13 protein-coding genes, 2 pseudogenes and 1 riboswitch are annotated in these 19,066 nt (G+C 69.8%); of the genes and pseudogenes, 6 read left to right on the top strand and 9 right to left on the bottom strand.

Translation table 11 applies throughout. The features are described 5' to 3' along the window. Positions 1 to 79: 79 nt before the first annotated feature. Positions 80 to 3,858, bottom strand: a pseudogene (locus QAD21_RS11980) (cobaltochelatase subunit CobN). Positions 3,859 to 3,929: 71 nt separating this feature from the next. Then, a riboswitch (cobalamin riboswitch) is annotated at positions 3,930 to 4,007 on the bottom strand. 60 nt (positions 4,008 to 4,067) lie between these two features. Between QAD21_RS11980 and cobG the strand changes: the two are divergent. Genes cobG through QAD21_RS11965 form a run of 3 tightly spaced genes read left to right on the top strand, consistent with a single transcriptional unit; the run spans position 4,068 to position 7,478 of the window. Further along, on the top strand, positions 4,068 to 5,228 hold the full coding sequence (cobG, locus tag QAD21_RS11975; protein WP_137810628.1) for a precorrin-3B synthase: 1,161 nt from the start codon (positions 4,068 to 4,070) through the stop codon (positions 5,226 to 5,228). 13 nt (positions 5,229 to 5,241) lie between these two features. Next, on the top strand, positions 5,242 to 5,865 hold the full coding sequence (locus QAD21_RS11970; protein WP_137810629.1) for a precorrin-8X methylmutase: 624 nt from the start codon (positions 5,242 to 5,244) through the stop codon (positions 5,863 to 5,865). Positions 5,866 to 5,876: 11 nt separating this feature from the next. Then, entirely contained in the window at positions 5,877 to 7,478 is a 1,602-nt protein-coding gene (locus tag QAD21_RS11965) for a precorrin-2 C(20)-methyltransferase (protein WP_137810630.1), read from the top strand. Here the strand turns inward: QAD21_RS11965 and QAD21_RS11960 are convergent. The 4 genes from QAD21_RS11960 to QAD21_RS11945 are packed head-to-tail and all read right to left on the bottom strand — an operon-like array spanning position 7,431 to position 11,069. Further along, positions 7,431 to 8,195, bottom strand: a complete 765-nt coding sequence (locus tag QAD21_RS11960; protein ID WP_137810631.1) for a cobalt-precorrin-6A reductase — start codon at positions 8,193 to 8,195, stop codon at positions 7,431 to 7,433. The genes QAD21_RS11965 and QAD21_RS11960 overlap by 48 nt on opposite strands. Further along, positions 8,192 to 8,968, bottom strand: coding sequence for a precorrin-4 C(11)-methyltransferase (gene cobM / locus QAD21_RS11955; RefSeq protein WP_137810632.1), 777 nt, complete (start codon positions 8,966 to 8,968; stop codon positions 8,192 to 8,194). Before cobM ends, QAD21_RS11960 begins: the two co-directional genes overlap by 4 nt. Continuing rightward, the gene (gene cbiE, locus QAD21_RS11950) at positions 8,965 to 10,275 is read right to left on the bottom strand and encodes a precorrin-6y C5,15-methyltransferase (decarboxylating) subunit CbiE (RefSeq protein WP_280361535.1); all 1,311 of its coding nucleotides are present in this window, start codon (positions 10,273 to 10,275) and stop codon (positions 8,965 to 8,967) included. Before cbiE ends, cobM begins: the two co-directional genes overlap by 4 nt. After that, positions 10,272 to 11,069, bottom strand: a complete 798-nt coding sequence (locus QAD21_RS11945) for an SDR family NAD(P)-dependent oxidoreductase (protein ID WP_171011679.1) — start codon at positions 11,067 to 11,069, stop codon at positions 10,272 to 10,274. The genes cbiE and QAD21_RS11945 overlap by 4 nt, the downstream gene beginning before the upstream one ends. Positions 11,070 to 11,132: 63 nt before the next feature. Between QAD21_RS11945 and QAD21_RS11940 the strand changes: the two genes are divergently transcribed. Together QAD21_RS11940 and QAD21_RS11935 are read left to right on the top strand one after the other, a co-directional pair. Next, positions 11,133 to 11,534 (top strand): PPOX class F420-dependent oxidoreductase, encoded by a 402-nt coding sequence (locus QAD21_RS11940; RefSeq protein WP_078112421.1) that lies wholly within the window; start codon positions 11,133 to 11,135, stop codon positions 11,532 to 11,534. Positions 11,535 to 11,580: 46 nt separating this feature from the next. Beyond that, positions 11,581 to 11,886, top strand: a pseudogene (locus QAD21_RS11935) (HNH endonuclease); the annotation flags it as partial. A 21-nt stretch (positions 11,887 to 11,907) separates the two neighbouring features. Here the strand turns inward: QAD21_RS11935 and QAD21_RS11930 are convergent. Then, positions 11,908 to 13,074, bottom strand: coding sequence for a Xaa-Pro peptidase family protein (locus tag QAD21_RS11930; RefSeq protein ID WP_280361533.1), 1,167 nt, complete (start codon positions 13,072 to 13,074; stop codon positions 11,908 to 11,910). A gap of 54 nt (positions 13,075 to 13,128) precedes the next feature. Between QAD21_RS11930 and QAD21_RS11925 the strand changes: the two genes are divergently transcribed. After that, positions 13,129 to 14,085, top strand: a complete 957-nt coding sequence (locus tag QAD21_RS11925) for a 5'-3' exonuclease (RefSeq protein ID WP_058250584.1) — start codon at positions 13,129 to 13,131, stop codon at positions 14,083 to 14,085. A 71-nt stretch (positions 14,086 to 14,156) separates the two neighbouring features. On the opposite strand, the gene QAD21_RS11920 is transcribed toward QAD21_RS11925, so the two are convergent. From QAD21_RS11920 to tatC, 3 genes are all read right to left on the bottom strand, one after another. Continuing rightward, positions 14,157 to 15,047, bottom strand: a complete 891-nt coding sequence (locus QAD21_RS11920; RefSeq protein WP_280361531.1) for a DUF4333 domain-containing protein — start codon at positions 15,045 to 15,047, stop codon at positions 14,157 to 14,159. 211 nt (positions 15,048 to 15,258) lie between these two features. Next, positions 15,259 to 18,069: a DEAD/DEAH box helicase gene (locus tag QAD21_RS11915; protein ID WP_280361529.1), complete on the bottom strand. Its 2,811-nt coding sequence runs from the start codon at positions 18,067 to 18,069 to the stop codon at positions 15,259 to 15,261. Continuing rightward, a complete protein-coding gene (gene tatC / locus QAD21_RS11910; protein WP_091344258.1) occupies positions 18,066 to 18,983 on the bottom strand; it encodes a twin-arginine translocase subunit TatC in 918 nt (305 codons plus the stop codon). Before tatC ends, QAD21_RS11915 begins: the two co-directional genes overlap by 4 nt. Positions 18,984 to 19,066: the final 83 nt, after the last annotated feature.

Raw genomic sequence — 19,066 nt, 5'->3', positions numbered from 1 at the left:
ACGACGACGCGGTTTTGTCCCGGGGGGTGGTTTCGACAAGCTCAACCAGCGGTGGGCGGCTCAACCAGCGGTGGGCGGCTCAGCCGGCAGAGGCGTCCTCGCCGCGGCCCTCGATGTCGCCCTCGGTCTGGAGGTAGACGGTGCGGAGGGCGTCGAGGAGCTCGGCCGGCGGTTCGCGCCACATGTCGCGTTCGACGGCCTCGAGGAGACGTTCGGCGATGCCGTGCAACGCCCAGGGGTTGGACTGCTGCATGAACTGCTGGTTCGTCTCGTCGAGGACATAGGACTCGGTGAGCTTCTCGTACATCCAGTCGGCGACGACGTCGGTGGTGGCGTCGTAACCGAAGAGATAGTCGACGGTGGCAGCCATCTCGAAGGCCCCCTTGTATCCGTGGCGCTGCATGGCCGAGATCCAGCGCGGGTTGACGACGCGGGCGCGGAACACCCGGCTGGTCTCCTCCGACAGCGTGCGGGTGCGGACGGAGTCGGGGCGGGTGCTGTCGCCGATGTAGGCCTCCGGCGAGGAACCAGTCAAAGCGCGAACGGTCGCGACCATGCCGCCGTGGTACTGGAAGTAGTCGTCGGAGTCGGCGATGTCGTGTTCGCGGGTGTCGGTGTTCTTGGCCGCCACGGCGATCCGCTTGTACGCGGCGCGCATGTCGTCGACCGCGGGCACCCCGTCGAGGTCGCGTCCGTAGGCGTAACCGCCCCACTCGGTGTAGACGCGGGCCAGGTCCTCATCGCTGCGCCAGTCCCGTGAGTCGATGAGTTGCAGGATGCCGGCGCCGTAGGTGCCGGGCTTGGAACCGAAGACACGTGTCACGGCCCGACGCCGGTCGCCGTGCTCGGACATCGCGGCGCGCACGTGTGCCGCGACGAAGTTCTGCTCGTCGGACTCGTCGTCAGCGGCCGCGGCGAGCGCGACCGCGTCGTCGAGCATGGTGACGACGTGCGGGAAGGCATCCCGGAAGAAGCCAGAGATGCGGACGGTGACATCGATGCGGGGACGTCCGAGTTCCTCGAGGCCGATGAGCTCGAGCGAGGAGACCCGCCGCGACATCTCGTCCCACACCGGCATGACCCCGAGCAGCGCGAGCACCTCGGCGACGTCGTCACCCGAGGTGCGCATGGCGCTGGTCCCCCACACCGACAGCCCCACCGACGCCGGGTATTCGCCGTGGTCGGTCAAATAACGCTCGAGAAGGGAGTCGGCCATCGCGCGGCCGGTCTCCCACGCCAGCCGTGAGGGCACGGCCTTCGGGTCGACCGAGTAGAAGTTGCGTCCGGTCGGCAGCACGTTGATCAGCCCGCGCAGCGGTGACCCGCTGGGTCCGGCCGGGATGAACCCGCCGTCCAGTGCGTGCAGCACCCGCGGAACCTCGCCGGTCGTCTGACGCAGGCGCGGGACGACCTCGGTCGCCGCGAAGGTGAGCACATCCCCGACCGCGCTGGGCAGTCCCGCGGTGGCCGCGGCAACCGCTTCGGTCGACCAGTCATCCTTCGCGCAGGCGGCGACGAGTTCGCGGGCCTGGGCCTCGACGGCGTCGACGGAACCACGCTCGGCCGATCCGTCCTCGACGAGTCCGAGGGCCTCGCGCAGGCCGGGCAGCGCGGACGTGCCACCCCAGAGCTGACGCGCGCGCAACATGGCGAGCACCAGGTCGACCTCGGCGTCGTCGCGCGGGGGCTCGCCGAGCACGTGCAGCCCGTCACGGATCTGCACGTCCTTGATCTCGCACAGCCACCCGTCGACGTGCAGCAGCATGTCGTCGAAGACCTCTTCGTCGGGCCGTTCGGTGAGCCCGAGATCGGAGTCCATCTTCGCCGCGGTCAGCAGTGTCCAGATCTGCTGGCGGATCGCGGGCAGCTTCGCCGGGTCGAGGGCGGAGATGTTGGCGTGCTCGTCGAGCAGCTGTTCCAGCCGGGCGATGTCGCCGTAGGACTCGGCGCGTGCCATCGGCGGGATCAGATGGTCGACGAGAACCGCATGAGCGCGGCGCTTGGCCTGCGTCCCCTCACCCGGGTCGTTCACCAGGAACGGGTAGACGAGCGGGAGGTCGCCGAGGGCGGCGTCGGTCCCGCAGTCCGCCGACATGCCGAGGTTCTTGCCGGGCAGCCACTCGAGGTTGCCGTGTTTGCCGACGTGCACGATGGCGTCGGCGCCGAAGCCGTTGTCGTGCGCCGCGATCCACCGGTACGAGGCCAGATAGTGGTGCGACGGCGGCAGATCCGGGTCGTGGTAGATCGCGACCGGGTTCTCGCCGAACCCGCGCGGCGGCTGAACCATGATCGCGACGTTGCCGAAAGTCAGTGCCGCGATGACGATGTCGCCGTCAGGATTGTGCGTGCGGTCGACGAACAGGTCGCCCGGTGCGGGTCCCCAGTGTTCGGTGACCGCCGAGCGCAGCCCCTCGGGCAGGGTGTCGAACCACGACCGGTATTCGCGCGCCGACAGGCGGATCGGGTTGGCGGCGAGGGTCTCCTCGGTGAGCCAGTCGGCATCCTGACCACCGGTGGCGATGATCTGGTGGATCAGCGCATCCGAATCGTCCTCGGCGAGACCAGGGATCGCGTCTGGGCCGACCTCCGGGCCGATGTCGTAGCCGGCGTCGCGCATCGCGGCGAGCAGGCGCAGCAGGCTTCGCGGCGTGTCGAGACCGACGGCGTTGCCGATCCGGGCGTGCTTGGTCGGGTAGGCCGACAGCATGACCGCGATCCGCTTGTCCGCAGCCGCTGTCCGGCGCAGCCGGGCGTGCGCGGTGGCGATCCCCGCCACCCGTGCGCAGCGTTCGAGATCCGGCTGGTACCACGGCAATCCGTCGTCGTCGAACTCCTTGAAGGAGAACGGCACGGTGATGATGCGGCCGTCGAACTCGGGCACCGCCACCTGGGTGGCGACGTCGAGTGGCGACAGGCCGTCATCGCTGTCCTCCCAGTCCGCGCGGACCCGGTGAGGCAGAGACCCTGCAGGATCGGGATGTCGAGGGCGGCCAGCCGTTCGATGTTCCACGCCTCGTCGTCGCCGCCGGCCGATGCGGTGGCCGGCGTGGCGCCACCGGCGGCCAGCACCGTGACCACGAGGGCGTCGGCGGTACCGAGCAGTTCGAGGAGGTCGTCGGGGGCGGTCCGCAGCGACGCGCAGAAGATCGGCAGCGCGCGGGCCCCGCGGTCCTCGATCGCATCGCACAGCGCAGCGATGTACCGCGTGTTGCCCGCCAGGTGCTGGGCGCGGTAGTAGAGGACCGCGATGGTCGGGGCGTCGGGCCCTTCGTGGCTCGTCGACCTCGACGCGCTCCTTCGTCGCTCGCTCGGCCCGGCGGCTTGCGCTCCTCGCACCTCAGGGAGCAAAGCCGAAGCCTCAGGGAGCGGAGAAACGTCAGGCAGCGCAGAAGCCTCGGGGCGCGAGGAACGTTCGAGCACGCCCCACGCGGGGGTCTGCTGCGGGAGTTCGAAACCGTTGCCGGTCAGCAGGACGGTGTCGGATAGGAAGTGGTGCAGGTTCACGAGGTTGGCGACCCCGCCCGCGGCGAGATAGTCGTGGGCCTGGGCGGCGACGCCGGAGGGCACGGTGGAGTGCGCCATCAGATCGGGGTCGGGCTGCTGCTCACCGGAACAGACGACGAGCGGCTTGCCGGTCGCCTCGACCGCAGCCAGCCCGTCCTCCCAGGCGCGTACACCGCCCAGGATGCGCACGACGATGAGGTCGGCGTCGGCGGCGAGACGCGGGATGTCCTCGATCAGGATGCGAGACGGATTCGCGCCGCGGTAGGACACCGACGCATCGGGCAACGCGCTGCCCTCGTCGGCAGCCGAGGCCGTGAGCAGGTCGGTGTCCGAGGTCGAGAGCAGCAGGATCATCGTGTCTCCTCGCCGGGTTGTCGCGCCCGGTGCGTGTCGGTGCCGTGGGTGGCGGGTGCAGTGCGAGGGACTGGTCTGACTTCCGGATGTCCGGCCGATGCCGACCCCCGGTCACAGTGGCGCGACCGCGCCGGAATCGCACCGGCTTCAGCCCGCTCGCGGTGCGTTCAGCCTACGGCCACCGCGCCCGCCGGTCGTAGGCTGGTGGGATGAACCAGCCAGCCCGGGCCGCCACCGACCGTTGCCCAGGGGTCTTCGACACGCACCCGGCGGCCGACGGCGCGCTGGCCCGTGTCCGGCTGCCGGGCGGACGGATCCGTCCGGACCAGCTGGAGACGCTCGCCCGGGCCGCCGCCGACCACGCCGACGGGCACCTGGAACTGACGGTGCGCGGCAACCTCCAACTGCGCGGGATCACCGACGTCGAAGCCGTCGCGCAGGCCGTCGTCGCCGCCGGGCTCGCGCCGAGCAGCAGCCACGACAAGGTGCGCAACATCGAGCTCAGCCCCCTGACCGGTCGCATCGGCGGCGTCGCCGACGCGCGTCCGCTCGCCGCGGCCCTCGACGACGCCCTGCGGGCCGACCCGGCCGCGGCCACCCTGTCCGGCCGGTTCCTGTTCGGCATCGACGACGGGCGCGGTGACATCGCCGGACGACGACCCGACGCGTGCGCGATGATCCGGAGCGACACTCCCCTGGCCGCAGACGTCCTCATCGGCGGGACGGCCGTCGGATCGGCCACCGGTACGGAGGCGATCGTGCGCGCGCTCATCGCGGTGGCCGCGGGTCTGGGCGAGGTCTCGCCCGGCGCCTGGCGGGTCCGCGACCTCGACGACGACTCCCGGCGCCGGCTCGCGGAAATCATCGCCCCGACGCTGGATCCCGTCATCGGGGCCGACCCGGACGCGGCACAGGTCGCCTCGGAGGAACCGATCGTCGGCTGGTTCGACCAGGACGACGGCGCGGTGCTGCTCGGCGCGGTCGTCGAACTCGGACGCTTGCCGGCCCGGCTGGCGGAATTCATCGCGGCCGTGCAGGCGCCGGTCGTGTTCACCCCCGACCGCGAGATCCTCCTGTGCGACCTCGGCGAAGGCGTGGCCGAGACCGTCGTCCGCGTGCTCGCACCGATGGGTCTGATCTTCGACGCCGCTTCGCCATGGGCCCAGGTCAGCTGCTGCGTCGGAGCCCCGGGTTGCTCGTCCGCGCATGCGCCGGTCCGGGACGACCTGGTGGCCCGGGTGCAGGACGGCGACCCCGTCGAGGAGCGTGAACACTGGGTGGGCTGCGCCCGTGGCTGCGGGTCGCCGGCCGAATCGCACCTGTCGGTGCAGGCCACGCCCGACGGCGGATACGAACGGCGGCGCCGTTAGGCTCGTTCCCACCATGACCGAGTACCTGCGTGACGGCGCCGCGATCTACCGCCAGTCCTTCGCCACGATCCGCGCCGAGTCCGACCTCTCCGCGTTCGCACCCGACGTCGCGACCGTTGTCGTCCGCATGATCCACGCGTGCGGCCAGACCGACCTGACGCGCGACGTGGTCGCGACGCCCGGCGTCGTGACCGCCGCGCGCAGTGCCCTCGAAGCCGGCGCCCCGATCCTCTGCGACGCCAACATGGTGGCGTCCGGGATCACGCGCAAGCGTCTCCCCGCGGACAACGAGGTGCTCTGCCACCTGTCCGAACCCACCCTCCCAGCCCTCGCCGAGAAGATGGGAACCACGAGGACCGCTGCGGCACTGGAGTTCTGGCGGCCGCGCCTGGAAGGTGCCGTGGTCGCGATCGGCAACGCGCCGACCGCACTGTTCGCGCTCCTGGACATGATCGACGACGGCGCACCGCGTCCCGCCGCCGTCGTCGGGGCACCCGTCGGTTTCGTCGGCGCGGTCGAATCCTGCGCGGCACTGGCCGAACGCGACGACCTCGAATTCATCACGGTCACGGGTCGGCGTGGTGGATCGGCGATCACCGCGGCCGCGGTCAACGCGCTCGCGACCCCGCAGGAATGATGGTGGACCCCATGAACTCTGACAGCACCGCAGCGGCCGGACGGGAGTCACGTCCGGGCACGCTCTACGGCATCGGGCTCGGCCCGGGTGACAGCGAGCTGATGACCGTCAAGGCCGCCCGCCTGATCAGCACCGCGGACGTGATCGCGTATCACTCGGCGCGACACGGCAACAGCATCGCGCGATCGGTGGCCGAACCCTACCTGCGCGACGGCCAGACCGAGGAACGTCTCATGTACCCGGTCACCACCGAGACGACCGACCACCCCGGCGGGTATCAGGGCGCTCTCGACGACTTCTACGCCGAGAGCGCCGAACGTCTCGCGGTGCACCTGCGCGCGGGCCGCGATGTCGTCCTGCTCGCCGAGGGCGATCCGCTTTTCTACAGCTCCTACATGCACATGCACAAACGCCTGGCACCGCATTTCGACGCCGAAATCGTGCCCGGCGTCACCTCGGTGAGCGCGGCGTCCGCGGCGACCGGGGTCCCCCTCGTCGAGGGCGAGGAGACGCTGACCGTCGTGCCCGGTACCGCGTCGACCTCGGAGCTGCTCTTCCGTTTCCGGTCCGCGGACGCGATCGTGGTCATGAAACTCGGTCGGACCTTCGAGCGGGTGCGCGACGCCCTCCGCGAGGCCGGGCGTCTCGACGAGGCCTTCTACGTCGAACGCGCGTCGACGACCGTCGAGCGGGTGTTGCCGGCCGCCGACGTGAATCCCGCAGAGGTGCCGTACTTCTCGATCCTCGTCGTCCCGGGACGCCGCAACAACCCGATGTTCGAACCGGAGCCCGTCCCCGGTGAGCTCGTCGTCGTGGGGCTCGGACCGGGTCACGACAGCTGGACCACCCCGGAGGTCCGCGCGGAGCTGGCCACGGCCACCGACCTCGTCGGTTACACCACCTATCTCAAGCGCGTCACCCCGCGGCCGGGGCAGCGAGTACACGCCAGCGACAACCGGGTCGAGGCCGAGCGGGCCGAGTTCGCGCTCGACCTCGCTCGACGCGGCGCTCGCGTCGTCGTCGTCTCGTCCGGTGATCCCGGCGTCTTCGCGATGGCCGCCGCGGTCGCCGAGGTCGCCGCACAGCCCCGGTGGCACGAGGTGCCCGTCCGTGTGGTGCCCGGCGTCACGGCGGCGACCGCGGTCGCCGCTGCCGTGGGAGCGCCCCTCGGGCATGACTTCGCGATCATCTCGCTCTCCGACCGGTTGAAGCCGTGGTCGGTCATCGAACGGCGCATCCGAGCCGCACTCGGCGCCGACCTGGTGATCGCCATCTACAACCCGGGCTCGGCGAGCCGCACCTGGCAGGTCGGGGCCCTCAAACACACTCTCTCGCAGACGGTGTCGCCCGATCGCGTCGTCATCCTCGGACGGGACGTCGGTGGTCCGGAGCAGCAACTCACCACCACCACGGTCGCGGACTTCGATCCCGCGGTCGTCGACATGCGCACGATGATCATCATCGGGTCGTCGGCCACAAGGGTCGCGCCGCGCGCGGCCGGAACGTTGGTGTTCACACCGCGCAGTCACCACCCGGTCGACAGCGACGATCACACCGCCGATCAGTCAGCCGAACAGCTCCTCGAGCCAGTTCCGGGCGGCACCGACATCTGAGACGACCGGCGTGTCGGGTTCGGCGGGCCGGTCGACCATGATGACCGCGATCCCGAGTTCGGCCGCGGCCGCCAGCTTGGCCGAGGTCAGCGTTCCGCCGCTGTTCTTCGTGACCAGCAGATCGATGTCGTTGTTCCGCAGCAGCTCTCGCTCCGACCGGTGGTCATAGGGCCCCCGCGAGCGCAGCACCTCGTGATGCGGCGGAAGCGCTCCGGTCGGGGCGTCGACGACCCTGATCAGGAACCACGCCGAATCGATCCCCGCGAAGACACCGACGTCCTGGCGGCCGGTGGTCAGGAAGACACGTCTGCCGCGGGCGGCCACTTCACGCGCGGCGGCGGGGAGGTCGGGCACGCGTGTCCACGTGTCGGTGTCGCCGGGCACCCACGGATCGCGACGCAGGCGCAGCAGCGGCACACCCGCATCGGCGGTGGCTCGCGCCGCATTGCGGGTGATCGTCGCGGCAAATGGATGGGTCGCGTCGACCACTGCCTGAATGCGGTTGCTCTGCAACCACTCCCGGAGCCCGTCGGATCCGCCGAACCCGCCGATGCGCACCGGCCCGACCGGTAGGCGGGGGTGTTTCACCCGGCCGGCGAGGGAACTGATGAACGCGATGTCGGTGTCGGCGAGGGTCGAGGCGAGCGCTCGCGCCTCCCCGGTCCCGCCGAGGATCAGGACGTGCGGGACAGGATCCGGCGGGCTCTGGTCGGTCACGACGTCGAGTGGCGATCAGCGCGGAGTTTGGTCATCCGCGCATGCGAGTACAGATAGCTGTCGGTGACGTCCGACCGGCAAGGACCGAGCACGTGACCGACGAAGATGACCGCGGTCCTCCGGATGTCGGCGGCGTCGAGGGCCTCGGGCAACCGGTTGAGCGGACACCGTACGATCTGCTCGTTCTCCCGACTGGCGAAAGCGACTGTGGCGGTAGGGCAGTCATCGCCGTAGTGCGGGGTGAGCGCCGCCACGATCTCCTCGGCCCGATGGGCTGCGAGATGCAGCGCGAGTGTCACCCCCGTCCGGGCCAGGGTCGCGAGGTCCTCCCCCGGCGGCATGTCCGTCGACAGGGTGGAGACCCTCGTGATCAGCAGGCTCTGGCCGACACCGGGGATGGTGAGTTCGGTGTCGAGTGCCGCCGCGGCAGCCGCGAACGCCGGGACACCGGGCACGATCTCGTGATCGATTCCGCGCGCGGTCAGCTCACGCTGTTGCTCGGACATCGCCGAGTACACGGAGAGGTCACCGGAGTGGAGGCGGGCCACGTCGTGCCCCTTGCCGACGGCCGCCGCGATGACATCGATGATGTCCGACAACGGCATCCGGGCGGTGTCGATCAGTTCGGCACCGTCGGGACACAGGTCGAGCAGTTCCGAGGGCACCAGTGACCCGGCATAGACGCAGGTCTGGCACTCCCCCAGCAGCCGCGCTCCGCGCACCGTGATGAGATCGGGCGAACCCGGGCCGGCCCCGATGAAGTAGACGGTCAACGGAGCGCCTCCGTCGAATCCGCGGCGGCAGCGTGGGGTGCCGTCTTCGCGACGGCCCACTGCACGATCGGCAGCGCGGGGCGCCAGGTGTGCATCGTGCCGAGCGGTGCCACCTTTTCGACCGACAGGCGTCGTAGGTCACCGCCGTGTCGGGCGTGCCAGCGCGTGACGAGCGTCTGGTTCTCCACGGTCACCGCGTTCACGACGAGCCGCCCCGAGTCCGGCAGCCTGGTCCAGACGAGCGAGAGGATCTCCTCGTCCAGTCCGCCACCGATGAAGACGGCATCCGGTTGCGGTGCGTCGGACAGGCCGTCGGGAGCCGGGCCCCGCACCGAGAGCCGATGCGCCACCCCGTGTCGGGTGGCGTTGCGTCGCAATCGATCAGCGCAATCGGGATCGCGTTCGAAGGCGACGACCACTCCCCGGTCGTCCGCGCGCAACCACTCGATCGTCACACTGCCCGACCCGGCCCCGATGTCCCAGAGGAGCTGCGCGCCGGCCGGTTCCAACGCGCACACGGAGAGGGCACGGATCGTCGACTTGGTGATCTGACCGTCGTGTTCATAGGTGTCGTCCGGCCGGCCCGGGAGCCGGGACCGGCGGGGTCCGACGCAGTCGACGGCGACGATGTTGAGCGGGTCCCCGGCCCGGCGGCGCCAGGTCTCGGCCGTACCGGTGGCGATCTGTTCGGCGGGCCCACCGAGCTGCTCGAGGACGGTCATCGTGGACGCACCGAAACCGGCGTCGACCAGGATGCCGGCGAGTGCGGCGGGTGTGGTCTCGTCGCGGCTCAAGAGAAGTACGCGAGCCCCGTCGGTGACCTCGCCGAGCACCACGCCCGGCTCGGCGCGCACCGCACTGACGATCCGGGTCGTGGCGAGGTCCCAGCCCAGACGCGCACAGGCGAGGCTCGCGCTCGACACTGCCGGATACACCCGTACCCGGTCGGCACCGACGCGCGCGATGATGCTCGCACCGACGCCGTGGAACATCGGGTCGCCGCTCGCCAGGATGTGGATCGTGTCCGGGTGAACGGCGTCCGCGGCCTCGCTCTCGACCACTTCTGCGAGGTGTTCAGACATCGGCGACCGCCACGGTCGCAGTTCGGCGTCCAGTTCGGGCACCGCGCCGTCGAGGAGCGCCAGTTGCCGCGCAGCGCCGTAGATCACGCGAGCGCGGCGGAGTTCGTCGCGGACGGTCTCACCCAGACCGGACCAACCGTCGGCGCCGATCCCGACCACCACGAACTCCGATGGGACGAACTCGGACGGGACAGACGACGTGACTTCGGTGTCCGGAGACGTCATCGGGGAAGTCTCCGCCACACGGCACGCGGCAGCAGTCGCATCCCGAAGAACAACGGACGCAACGTCCCGGGGATCCAGACCTCACCGCGGCCCATGCGATAGGCGTGTGCCACCGCGTCGGCGACCTGCTCGGCATCCCGCGACAGCGGGGCCGGTTTGACCCCCGAGGCCATCAGGTCGCGGGTCATCGCGCCGATCACGAAGCCCGGGCGGGCCAGCAGCAGGCGAGCGCCGGTGCCGTGCAGCGCATCCGCGAGTCCGCTCGCGAATCCGTCGAGACCCGCCTTGGTCGACCCGTAGACGTAATTCGCGCGGCGCACCCGGACACCGGCGACCGAGGAGAAGACGATGATGGTTCCGGAGCCCTGCGCGCGCAGTACCGAAGCAAGCGGGGTGAGCACGCTGATGTGGGCGTAGTAGTCGGTGTGGGCGATCTGAAGTGCATGCGCCACATCGGTTTCGGCGCGAGCCTGGTCGCCGAGGATGCCGAACGCGATGATCGCGATCCCGATCGGCCCGTGTCGCTGCGCCAACGACTCGACGAGCCTTGGATGGCTGTCGGTGTCGTTCGCGTCGAAGGCGACGGTGTGTACCTCGGTTGCACCGGCGTCGAGCAGTCGTGCGGACTCGGCCGCGAGGTCGTCGGGACGGCGGGCCGCCAGGACGACGGTCCGCCCGGATGCGAGGCGCGCCGCGGTGGCGACGCCGATCTCGCTGCGGCCGCCGAACAGCACGAGGGCACCGGCCGGGTCGGTGTCCGGACGCGCTGATGCCCATCTGCTGCGTGACGCCATGGCTGCCAGTATCGCATCGGCCCCGCGACCGACCGTGTGCGGCGTCGCGGCTAGTTTGGTGTCATGCCTCGTACCGCCGCCGATCTCGGGCCCGATGCGCTCGCCTTCCTCGTCGAACGCCACCTCGGGACCCTCACCACACTGCGCGCCGACGGCACCCCCCACGCCGTGGCCGTCGGGTTCACCTGGGATCCCGATGCCGGTCTGGCGCGGGTCATCACCTCGGACGGCAATCAGAAGGTCCGCAACACCGAGCGTGGTGGCTACGCGGCTGTCACCAACGTCGACGGCCCGCGATGGCTGACCCTGGAGGGACCCGCGACGGTGAGTCGTGAGCCCGAGCGCGTGCGCGAGGCCGAGCAGCGCTACGCGCAGCGATACCGGGAGCCCAGGCCGAACCCGCGCCGCGTCGTGATCGAGATCAGCGTGAGCCGGGTGCTGGGTTCGGCGTCGCTGTTCAGCTAGTGACGCGCGTCGGAAGTCGGATGCTTCTTGCGGAGCCGTCCGGCACCGGCCCGGCCAATACACCACCCGGGTGGTCCGCAACGGACCCGACGAAGGCCGCTGCGCCTGGCGACTCAACCCTGAACCCGGCGCACCACCCAACCCCGAACACATCAACCGCCGACCCGACATACTCCGACGGTTCGCAGAACATCTGAACACCGGGCGCGATGAGATCCACGGACCTACCACCCGACGGTTTGGCAGGCTCGGTCGCCGGACCCTTCGTGACGCGCCCCCGGATTCAAACCCGCCAACCAGCGAACTTCAACTCGACTGCTGGACCTCGATCGAAGTCCAGCAGTCGAAATGAGGTTCACCGGTCGAATTTCGCCTACAACCGGACGAGTTCGTGCGGGCGGTTGTTCAGCGACTCGCAGCCGTCATCGGTCACGACGACGATGTCCTCGATGCGGGCACCCCAGTGACCGGGCACGTACACCCCCGGCTCGACGCTGAACGCCATGCCGGTGCGCAACGGGATGTCGTTGCCGCCGACGATGTACGGCTCCTCGTGTACCGACAGCCCGATCCCGTGGCCCGTCCGGTGGATGAACCGATCGGCCAGGCCGCGCTCCGCGAGGAGATCACGCGCCGCCGCGTCGATCGAGGACGCGCTCACCCCCGGCCGGACGGCGGCCACCGCCGCGCGTTGGGCCTCGAGCAGGGCGGCGTAGGCGTCGGCGATGTCGGCGGGCGGATCGTCGAAGCAGTAGGTGCGCGTCGAGTCGGAGTTGTAGCCCGGCTCGACCGGGCCGCCGATGTCGATCACGACGATGTCGGACCGCTCGATGACCCGGTCGGAGAATTCGTGGTGGGGATCGGCTCCATTCGGTCCCGACCCGACGATGATGAAGGCCGCCTCGGTGTGTCCCTCCTCGAGGATCGCGGCGGCGATGTCGGCGGCGACCTCGCGTTCGGTGCGGCCGGGGATCAGCCAGTCCCCCATCCGCGAGTGCACCCGGTCGATCGCGGCACCCGCGCGGCGGAGCGCGTCGATCTCCGCGGCGTCTTTGATCATTCGCAGTTCGCGGAGCACGTCGGTCGCCAATTGCGGTGTGGCGCCGGTGTGTCGGGCCAGCGGGATGACGTGGAGGGCGGGCATGGAGTCGGAGACCGCGATCCGCGGCTGCGACGGCAATCCGGCCAATGCGAGAGCGTGGGCGTCGTCGCCGTCGACCCAGTCGGCCACCTCGATGTCGAGATCGCCGACCGCGGAGGACGACAGCGACGGGACCTCGAGCCGCGCGATCACCAATCGGGGATCACTGGTCGCGGGGATCACGAGCGCCGTGAGCCGTTCGAAGGTCTCCGCCCGGGAACCGATGAGGTACCGCAGGTCCGGCCCGGGGGCGACGACCAGCGCGTCCAACTCCGCGGCGCGGGTGAGTTCGGCGGCGCGGCGGACCCGGTCGCGATAGACCTGCGCCTCGAAGAGTGGCCCGGCTCCGGTCCCCTCGCCCGCCGTCGCGACCCGTGCTGCCCCACTCCCAGATGCCATGCGACGAACACTACCGCCGACTCATGACAGAGTGTGAGGGTGACGGATTCGTTGATGCTGCTCGACGGCGCCAGCCTGTGGTTCCGATCGTTCTTCGCGCTGCCGGAGAAGATGACCAGCCCGGATGGGCGACCGGTCAACGCGGTACGCGGTTTCGTCGACACGATCGCCAATCTCGTGGTGCGCGAACGCCCGACACGCTTGGTGGTGTGCCTCGATCTCGACTGGCGCCCCGAGTTCCGCACCGACCTGATCCCCACCTACAAGGCCCATCGCGTCGCGGTCCCCGACGGTGGGACCGACGTCGAGGGCCGGGACATCGACGTCGAAGAGGTACCCGACACGCTCACCCCGCAGGTCGACATGATCATGGCCGTTCTGTCGGCGGCGGGCATCGCCACCTCGGGCGCCGTCGGTTGTGAGGCCGACGACGTGATCGGCACGCTCGCCTACGACGAGGCGAACGATCCGGTGATCGTGGTCAGCGGTGACCGGGACCTGCTGCAGGTGGTCGCCGACGATCCCGTCCCGGTGCGCGTCCTGTACGTCGGCCGCGGTCTGGCGAAGGCCGAGATGATGGGCCCGGTGGAGGTCGCCGAGAAATACGGCGTGCCGGTCGAGCGCGCGGGTATCGGCTACGCGGAGATGTCGATGTTGCGCGGAGATCCCTCGGACGGTCTGCCGGGCGTGGCCGGTATCGGCGAGAAGACCGCGGCGAAACTGATCACCGAGTACGGCAGCCTCGACGCACTGGAGGCGGCTGCCGCCGACCCGTCGTCATCGGTTCCGACACGGAGCCGCAAGGCACTGCTCGCCTCGGTCGAGTACCTGCAGGCGGCGCGGACCGTCGTCTCCGTGCGCACCGACGCCGAGACGATCGACAGCGGTTCGGACATCCTCCCGGCCGAGCCCGCCGACCCCGCGGCCCTCGCGGAGCTCGTCGAGGAGCTGGGTATCGGAGCGTCGGTGGGGAGGCTGGCCAAGGCTCTCGGCTGGCCCCAGGCCGGCTGAGGCCACATGTCGCAGCCGGGCTGAGGCCGGATGTCACAGTCGGTTGAGGCTGGAGCTCACAGCCGGTCGAGTCAGCTGGGGCGCGAGACCTCGTAGCGGCCGTCGTCGTCGATGAAGGTGACGGTGACCTGCTGCTGCTGCCCGCCGACGGTGACGGAGCACGTGAACGATGCTCCGGTCTCCACCCGCTGCCCCGACGGGCACTGGACGTCGGAGACGTCGCTGGCCTGGTAGTCCTCGGTGAGGATCTTCTGCACGCCGTCCTGCGCCGCCTGCTGATCGAGGTTCTTCGGTGCCCATCCGGGGAAGAGGAATGCGGTGATCAGCACGATCGCGGCGATGAGGAGCAGCGCGCCGCCGCCGACGAACATCAGCGTCCGGGCGGTCTTGTTCGACTTCCCGGTCGCCATCCCGCTGAACTGGTCGCCGCCCCCGTATTGGTTCTGTCCGTATTGGTTCTGGGCGTACTGGTTCTGGGCGTACGGATCCTGGCCGGGGGGCTGCTGGCCGTACTGTCCGGGTGCCCCGTACTGACCGGGCCCGTACTGACCCGGTCCCCCGTACTGACCGGCTCCGTATTGCTCGGCGCCATACTGACCGTAGGGCTGACCGGCCGGTTGTCCGTACTGCCCCGGTTGTCCGCCGGGATGACCGACCTGAGTCGGCTGGGATTGGGACGGGGCCGACTGGGGCGGCTGGCCCGTCGGCCCACCCGGCTGCTGGTACGGGTTCTGCTGGTAGGGATTCTGTTGGTACGGATTCTGTTGCGGCTGACCATAACCCGGGTTCTGTGACCCGGGGTTGGCGGAGCCCGGGTTGGGGGCCATCGTGGTCGGGTCGGCCTGCGGGGCGCCCGTCGGAGTGGCGCCGGGGAGGTTCACGATCTCGGTCTTGCCGTCGGGACCGGACTGATCACCGGAGGGATTCGGCTGGGACGGGTTGGGGTTGTACGGGTCGGTCATGAGTCCCTCCCACTCGGCCGTTCACCCGGACGGGTGCCGGCGAACTGTGACGTCGCGGCAGTATCGGGGCAGGACACGCCGACACCGAATGCGGGATGAACGTTACCTCAGCGGCCTGGGACTATCAGCGAACATCGCGCGTGGCCCGGCGTCGCGTCGTCCGGTGAACCGACACCGGCCCACACTCGTCGGCGGAGGTCGACGGCGCGGTTCAGCCGAGCTCGGCGGCGACCACGCCGCGGCGGATGGCCTTGACCGCTGCCCGCGCCGTCCCACCGAGGCGCGTGTCGGAGCCCACCCCGAGTCGGATCTGTTCGAGCAGGTCCACGACCTGCCGGTTCCACCGCACGAAGTCGCCCGGAGAGAGCAGCTGTCCGCGTTCGCCCGCCAGCAACAGGGCCTCGCCGAGCGAACGACCCGACGCCCACGTGGCCACGGCGACCGAGAAACCGGTGTCGGGTTCGCGTGTCGGACTGACCCGATGACGCTGCTCGACCGCGGTGACCCGCGACCAGATCTCGACGGTCGCGGCCATCGCCGCACGCATCGAGCTGCTGCCGGGCAGGGCGTCGACCCCGCTGTAACTGTCGCGCCGGCTCTCGTAGACGAGTGCGGCGACGACTGCGGCGAGGTCGGGGGGTGACAACTCGTCCCAGACCCCGGCTCGGATGCACTCGGTCACGACCAGGTCGCTCTCGCTGTAGATACGGCCGAGCAGCTTGCCCGAATCGGTCACCATCATCGTGTGCCCGGTGGACTCGGTCGACTCGGCGACGCGCTCGAGATATCCCAGCTCGCTGAGGACGCCGACGATGTGATCGAAGGTGACCCCGAGGGTGGACGTCCGCTCCCCGATGCTCCGCTCGGCGTTGACGATGTCGCGCACCAGCCGGTTACGGCGTTCGGCGAGCCGGAACAGCTCGTCACCGTTGGACAGCTGATGTGCCGGGTGCGCGCGCAGGGTTCGCCGAAGGTTCGCGAGTTCGGTGTCGTCGGCGGCGTCGGCGCGCTTCTTCTGACGTCCGCGCGGCATCTCGATGCCGGTCGATCGCAACGCCGACGCCAGGTCGCGGCGACCGCGCCCGGTGCGCCGGTCGGCGTTCTTCGGCATCCGCATGTTGCCCAGCACCTCGGGCGGGTTGACGAAGTCGCGGGTACCGACGCGTCCGCACCAGGCGTCCTCGGTCAGTACGAGCGGCTTCGGATCCTGCGCCTGCGTGGCCGGTTCGATGATGACAGCCAGACCGCGGTGCCGGCCGACGGGTACGCCGATGACATGACCACGTTTGAGTGCGGCCAGGTCGGCGGTGATGGCGTCGTGTGTATTGACCCGCTTGCGGTACTTCAGATCTCGTTCACGGCGGCGGATGTCCTCGCGCAAAGTGATGTAACCCAGGAAGCCCGCGTACGGACCGTCGTCCGAATCCGATTCGGCGCCACCGGGTTCCAACCCCCGAGCTTGCGCGGCGCGGGCCAGCTCGCCGTCGAGCTTGCGCAGTGCCCGTTGCGCCTCGTCCAGCTTTCGCGCCTGACCGACGACCGATCGATCGGCCTGGAACTGGGCGAACGACCGATGGAGCAGCTCACGCGCGCCGTCCAGGCCCAATCGACCGAGCAGGTTGACCGCCATGTTGTATTCCGGGGAGAACGAACTCCGCAGCGGGAACGTCCGCGCGCCGGCGAGGCCGGCGACCTCCTCCGGAACCACCTCGGGTGTCCACACCACGACGGCGTGACCCTCGACGTCGATCCCGCGACGGCCGGCGCGACCGGTCAGCTGCGTGAACTCGCCGGGCGTCAGGTCGACGTGCGATTCGCCGTTGTACTTCACGAGACGCTCGAGAACCACCGAGCGAGCGGGCATGTTGATGCCGAGCGCGAGCGTCTCGGTGGCGAACACCATCCGGACCAGGCCGCGCACGAACAGTTCCTCGACCGTGTGCCGGAAGGTCGGGAGCATGCCCGCATGGTGCGAGGCGAGTCCGCGTCGCAGCCCCTCGCGCCACTCATGCACCCCCAGCACGTCGAGGTCGGCCGGTGCCAGTTCGGTGAGATGGCGGTCGACGATCGCGTCGACCTCGCCGATCTCGGCGGGTGTGAGAAGCGAGATCCCGGATCGCAGACACTGCGCCAGGGCGGCGTCGCACCCGACACGGGAGAAGATGAACCCGATCGCCGGGAGCAACCCCTCGCGGTCGAGTCGCGTGACGAGGTTCGGCCGGGAGAGCGCGGGTCCCCGTCCGTCGCGCCGACGGGGCGCGCCGCCACGTCCTCGGCCACGGCCGCGCGACGCCTCCCGCTCGTCGTCGGCCATCAGGATCCGGTGCCGGATCTGGCGTTTGAGCTCCGGATTGACGCGCGGACGCGTGCCGGCCTTGCGGGCCGGACCGGTGTCGGCCGGATCGAACAGGTCGAACAGTCGCTGCCCGACGAGCATGTGCTGGGACAGCGGCACCGGACGGTGTTCGTCGACGATCACCGAGGTGTCACCGCGGACCGTCTGGATCCAGTCGCCGAACTCCTCGGCGTTGCTCACCGTCGCCGACAGACTGACGACCCGCACCGACGGTTCGAGGTGCAGGATCACCTCTTCCCACACCGCCCCGCGGAACCGGTCCGCCAGGAAGTGGACCTCGTCCATGACGACGTGGGACAGACCGTCCAGGGCCCGTGATTCGGCGTAGATCATGTTGCGGACGACCTCGGTCGTCATGACGACAACCGGGGCATCGGGATTGATCGAACTGTCGCCGGTGAGTAGCCCGACCGACTCGTGCCCGTGGACGGCAACGAGATCGTTGTACTTCTGGTTGCTGAGCGCCTTGATCGGCGTGGTGTAGAAGCACTTCGAGCCACCGGCCAGGGCCAGATGGACGGCGAACTCGCCGACGATGGTCTTACCCGCGCCGGTCGGTGCGCACACCAGCACACCGTGGCCGCCCTCGAGCGCCTCACACGCGCGGCGCTGGAAGTCGTCGAGGCGGAAAGCGAGTCTCGACGTGAACGAGTCGAGTTGGGTCACAGGACGTCGTCGAAGGTCTCGCGTGCCCGCGTCGACGTACGGGTGGCGTTGGCGACCGCGTTCGCCGGCGCCGGGATCGGCGATGCCGGGGCGATCGGTTTCGTCGGCGGCAGTGGGCTGGCCTCGTCATCGGAGAGGCCCGCCCATGCGGGCGCCTTCTTCGCCTTGCGTCGGTCGAAGATCCGCGCGAACTGGATCGCGAACTCGAGCAGCACGGTGAGCGCGAGGGCCAGTGCGAGCATCGTGAACGGATCCTGGCCCGGTGTCGCGATCGCGGCGAAGACGAAGACCGCGAAGATGAGCCCGCGGCGCCAGCTCTTCAACCGGGCGTAGGTCAGCACGCCGACGACGTTCAGCGCGATGATCAGGAGCGGGAGTTCGAAGCTGACGCCGAAGATCACCAGGACGTTGAGCATGAAGCCGAAGTACTGGTCACCGGCGAGTGCCGTGACCTGGACCTCGTTACCGACCGTCAGCAGGAAGTCGAAGGCCTTGGCGACGACCAGATAAGCGAGCACCGCGCCGCTGACGAACAGGGTCGTCGCCATCGCGACGAACATGATGCCGTAGCGACGTTCGTGGGCGTGCAGACCCGGAGTGATGAACTGCCAGATCTGGTAGATCCACACCGGGCAGGCGAGGACCACACCCGCGGTCAGCGCGACCTTCAACCGGAGCATGAACTGGTCGAACGGACCGGTCGCCAGAAGGCGACACGAATCATCCGGGGTCAGCGTCGCGCGTGACGACGCAGGCAGATCGCAGTACGGCCCGCGCAGGACGTCGCCGAGCGACGGGATGCCCAGGAAGCCGTGGCTGTACCAGACGAACCCGAAGATGGTGGTGGCGATGATGGCCAGCAGCGAGATGACCATACGAGTGCGCAACTCGTACAGGTGCTCGACCAACGACATGGTGCCGTCGGGATTGAGTTTTCGCTTGCGTTGCCGCGGGTCGAGGCGTCGGGGAATCGGGAGAGTGCGCACTGGCGATGCTC

The organism is Gordonia sp. SMJS1, assembly GCF_029866425.1.
Classification (GTDB): Bacteria; Actinomycetota; Actinomycetes; order Mycobacteriales; family Mycobacteriaceae; genus Gordonia; species Gordonia hongkongensis.
Note: the sequence above shows the minus strand (reverse complement) of the source record. Positions and strands in the feature narration are given on the sequence as shown.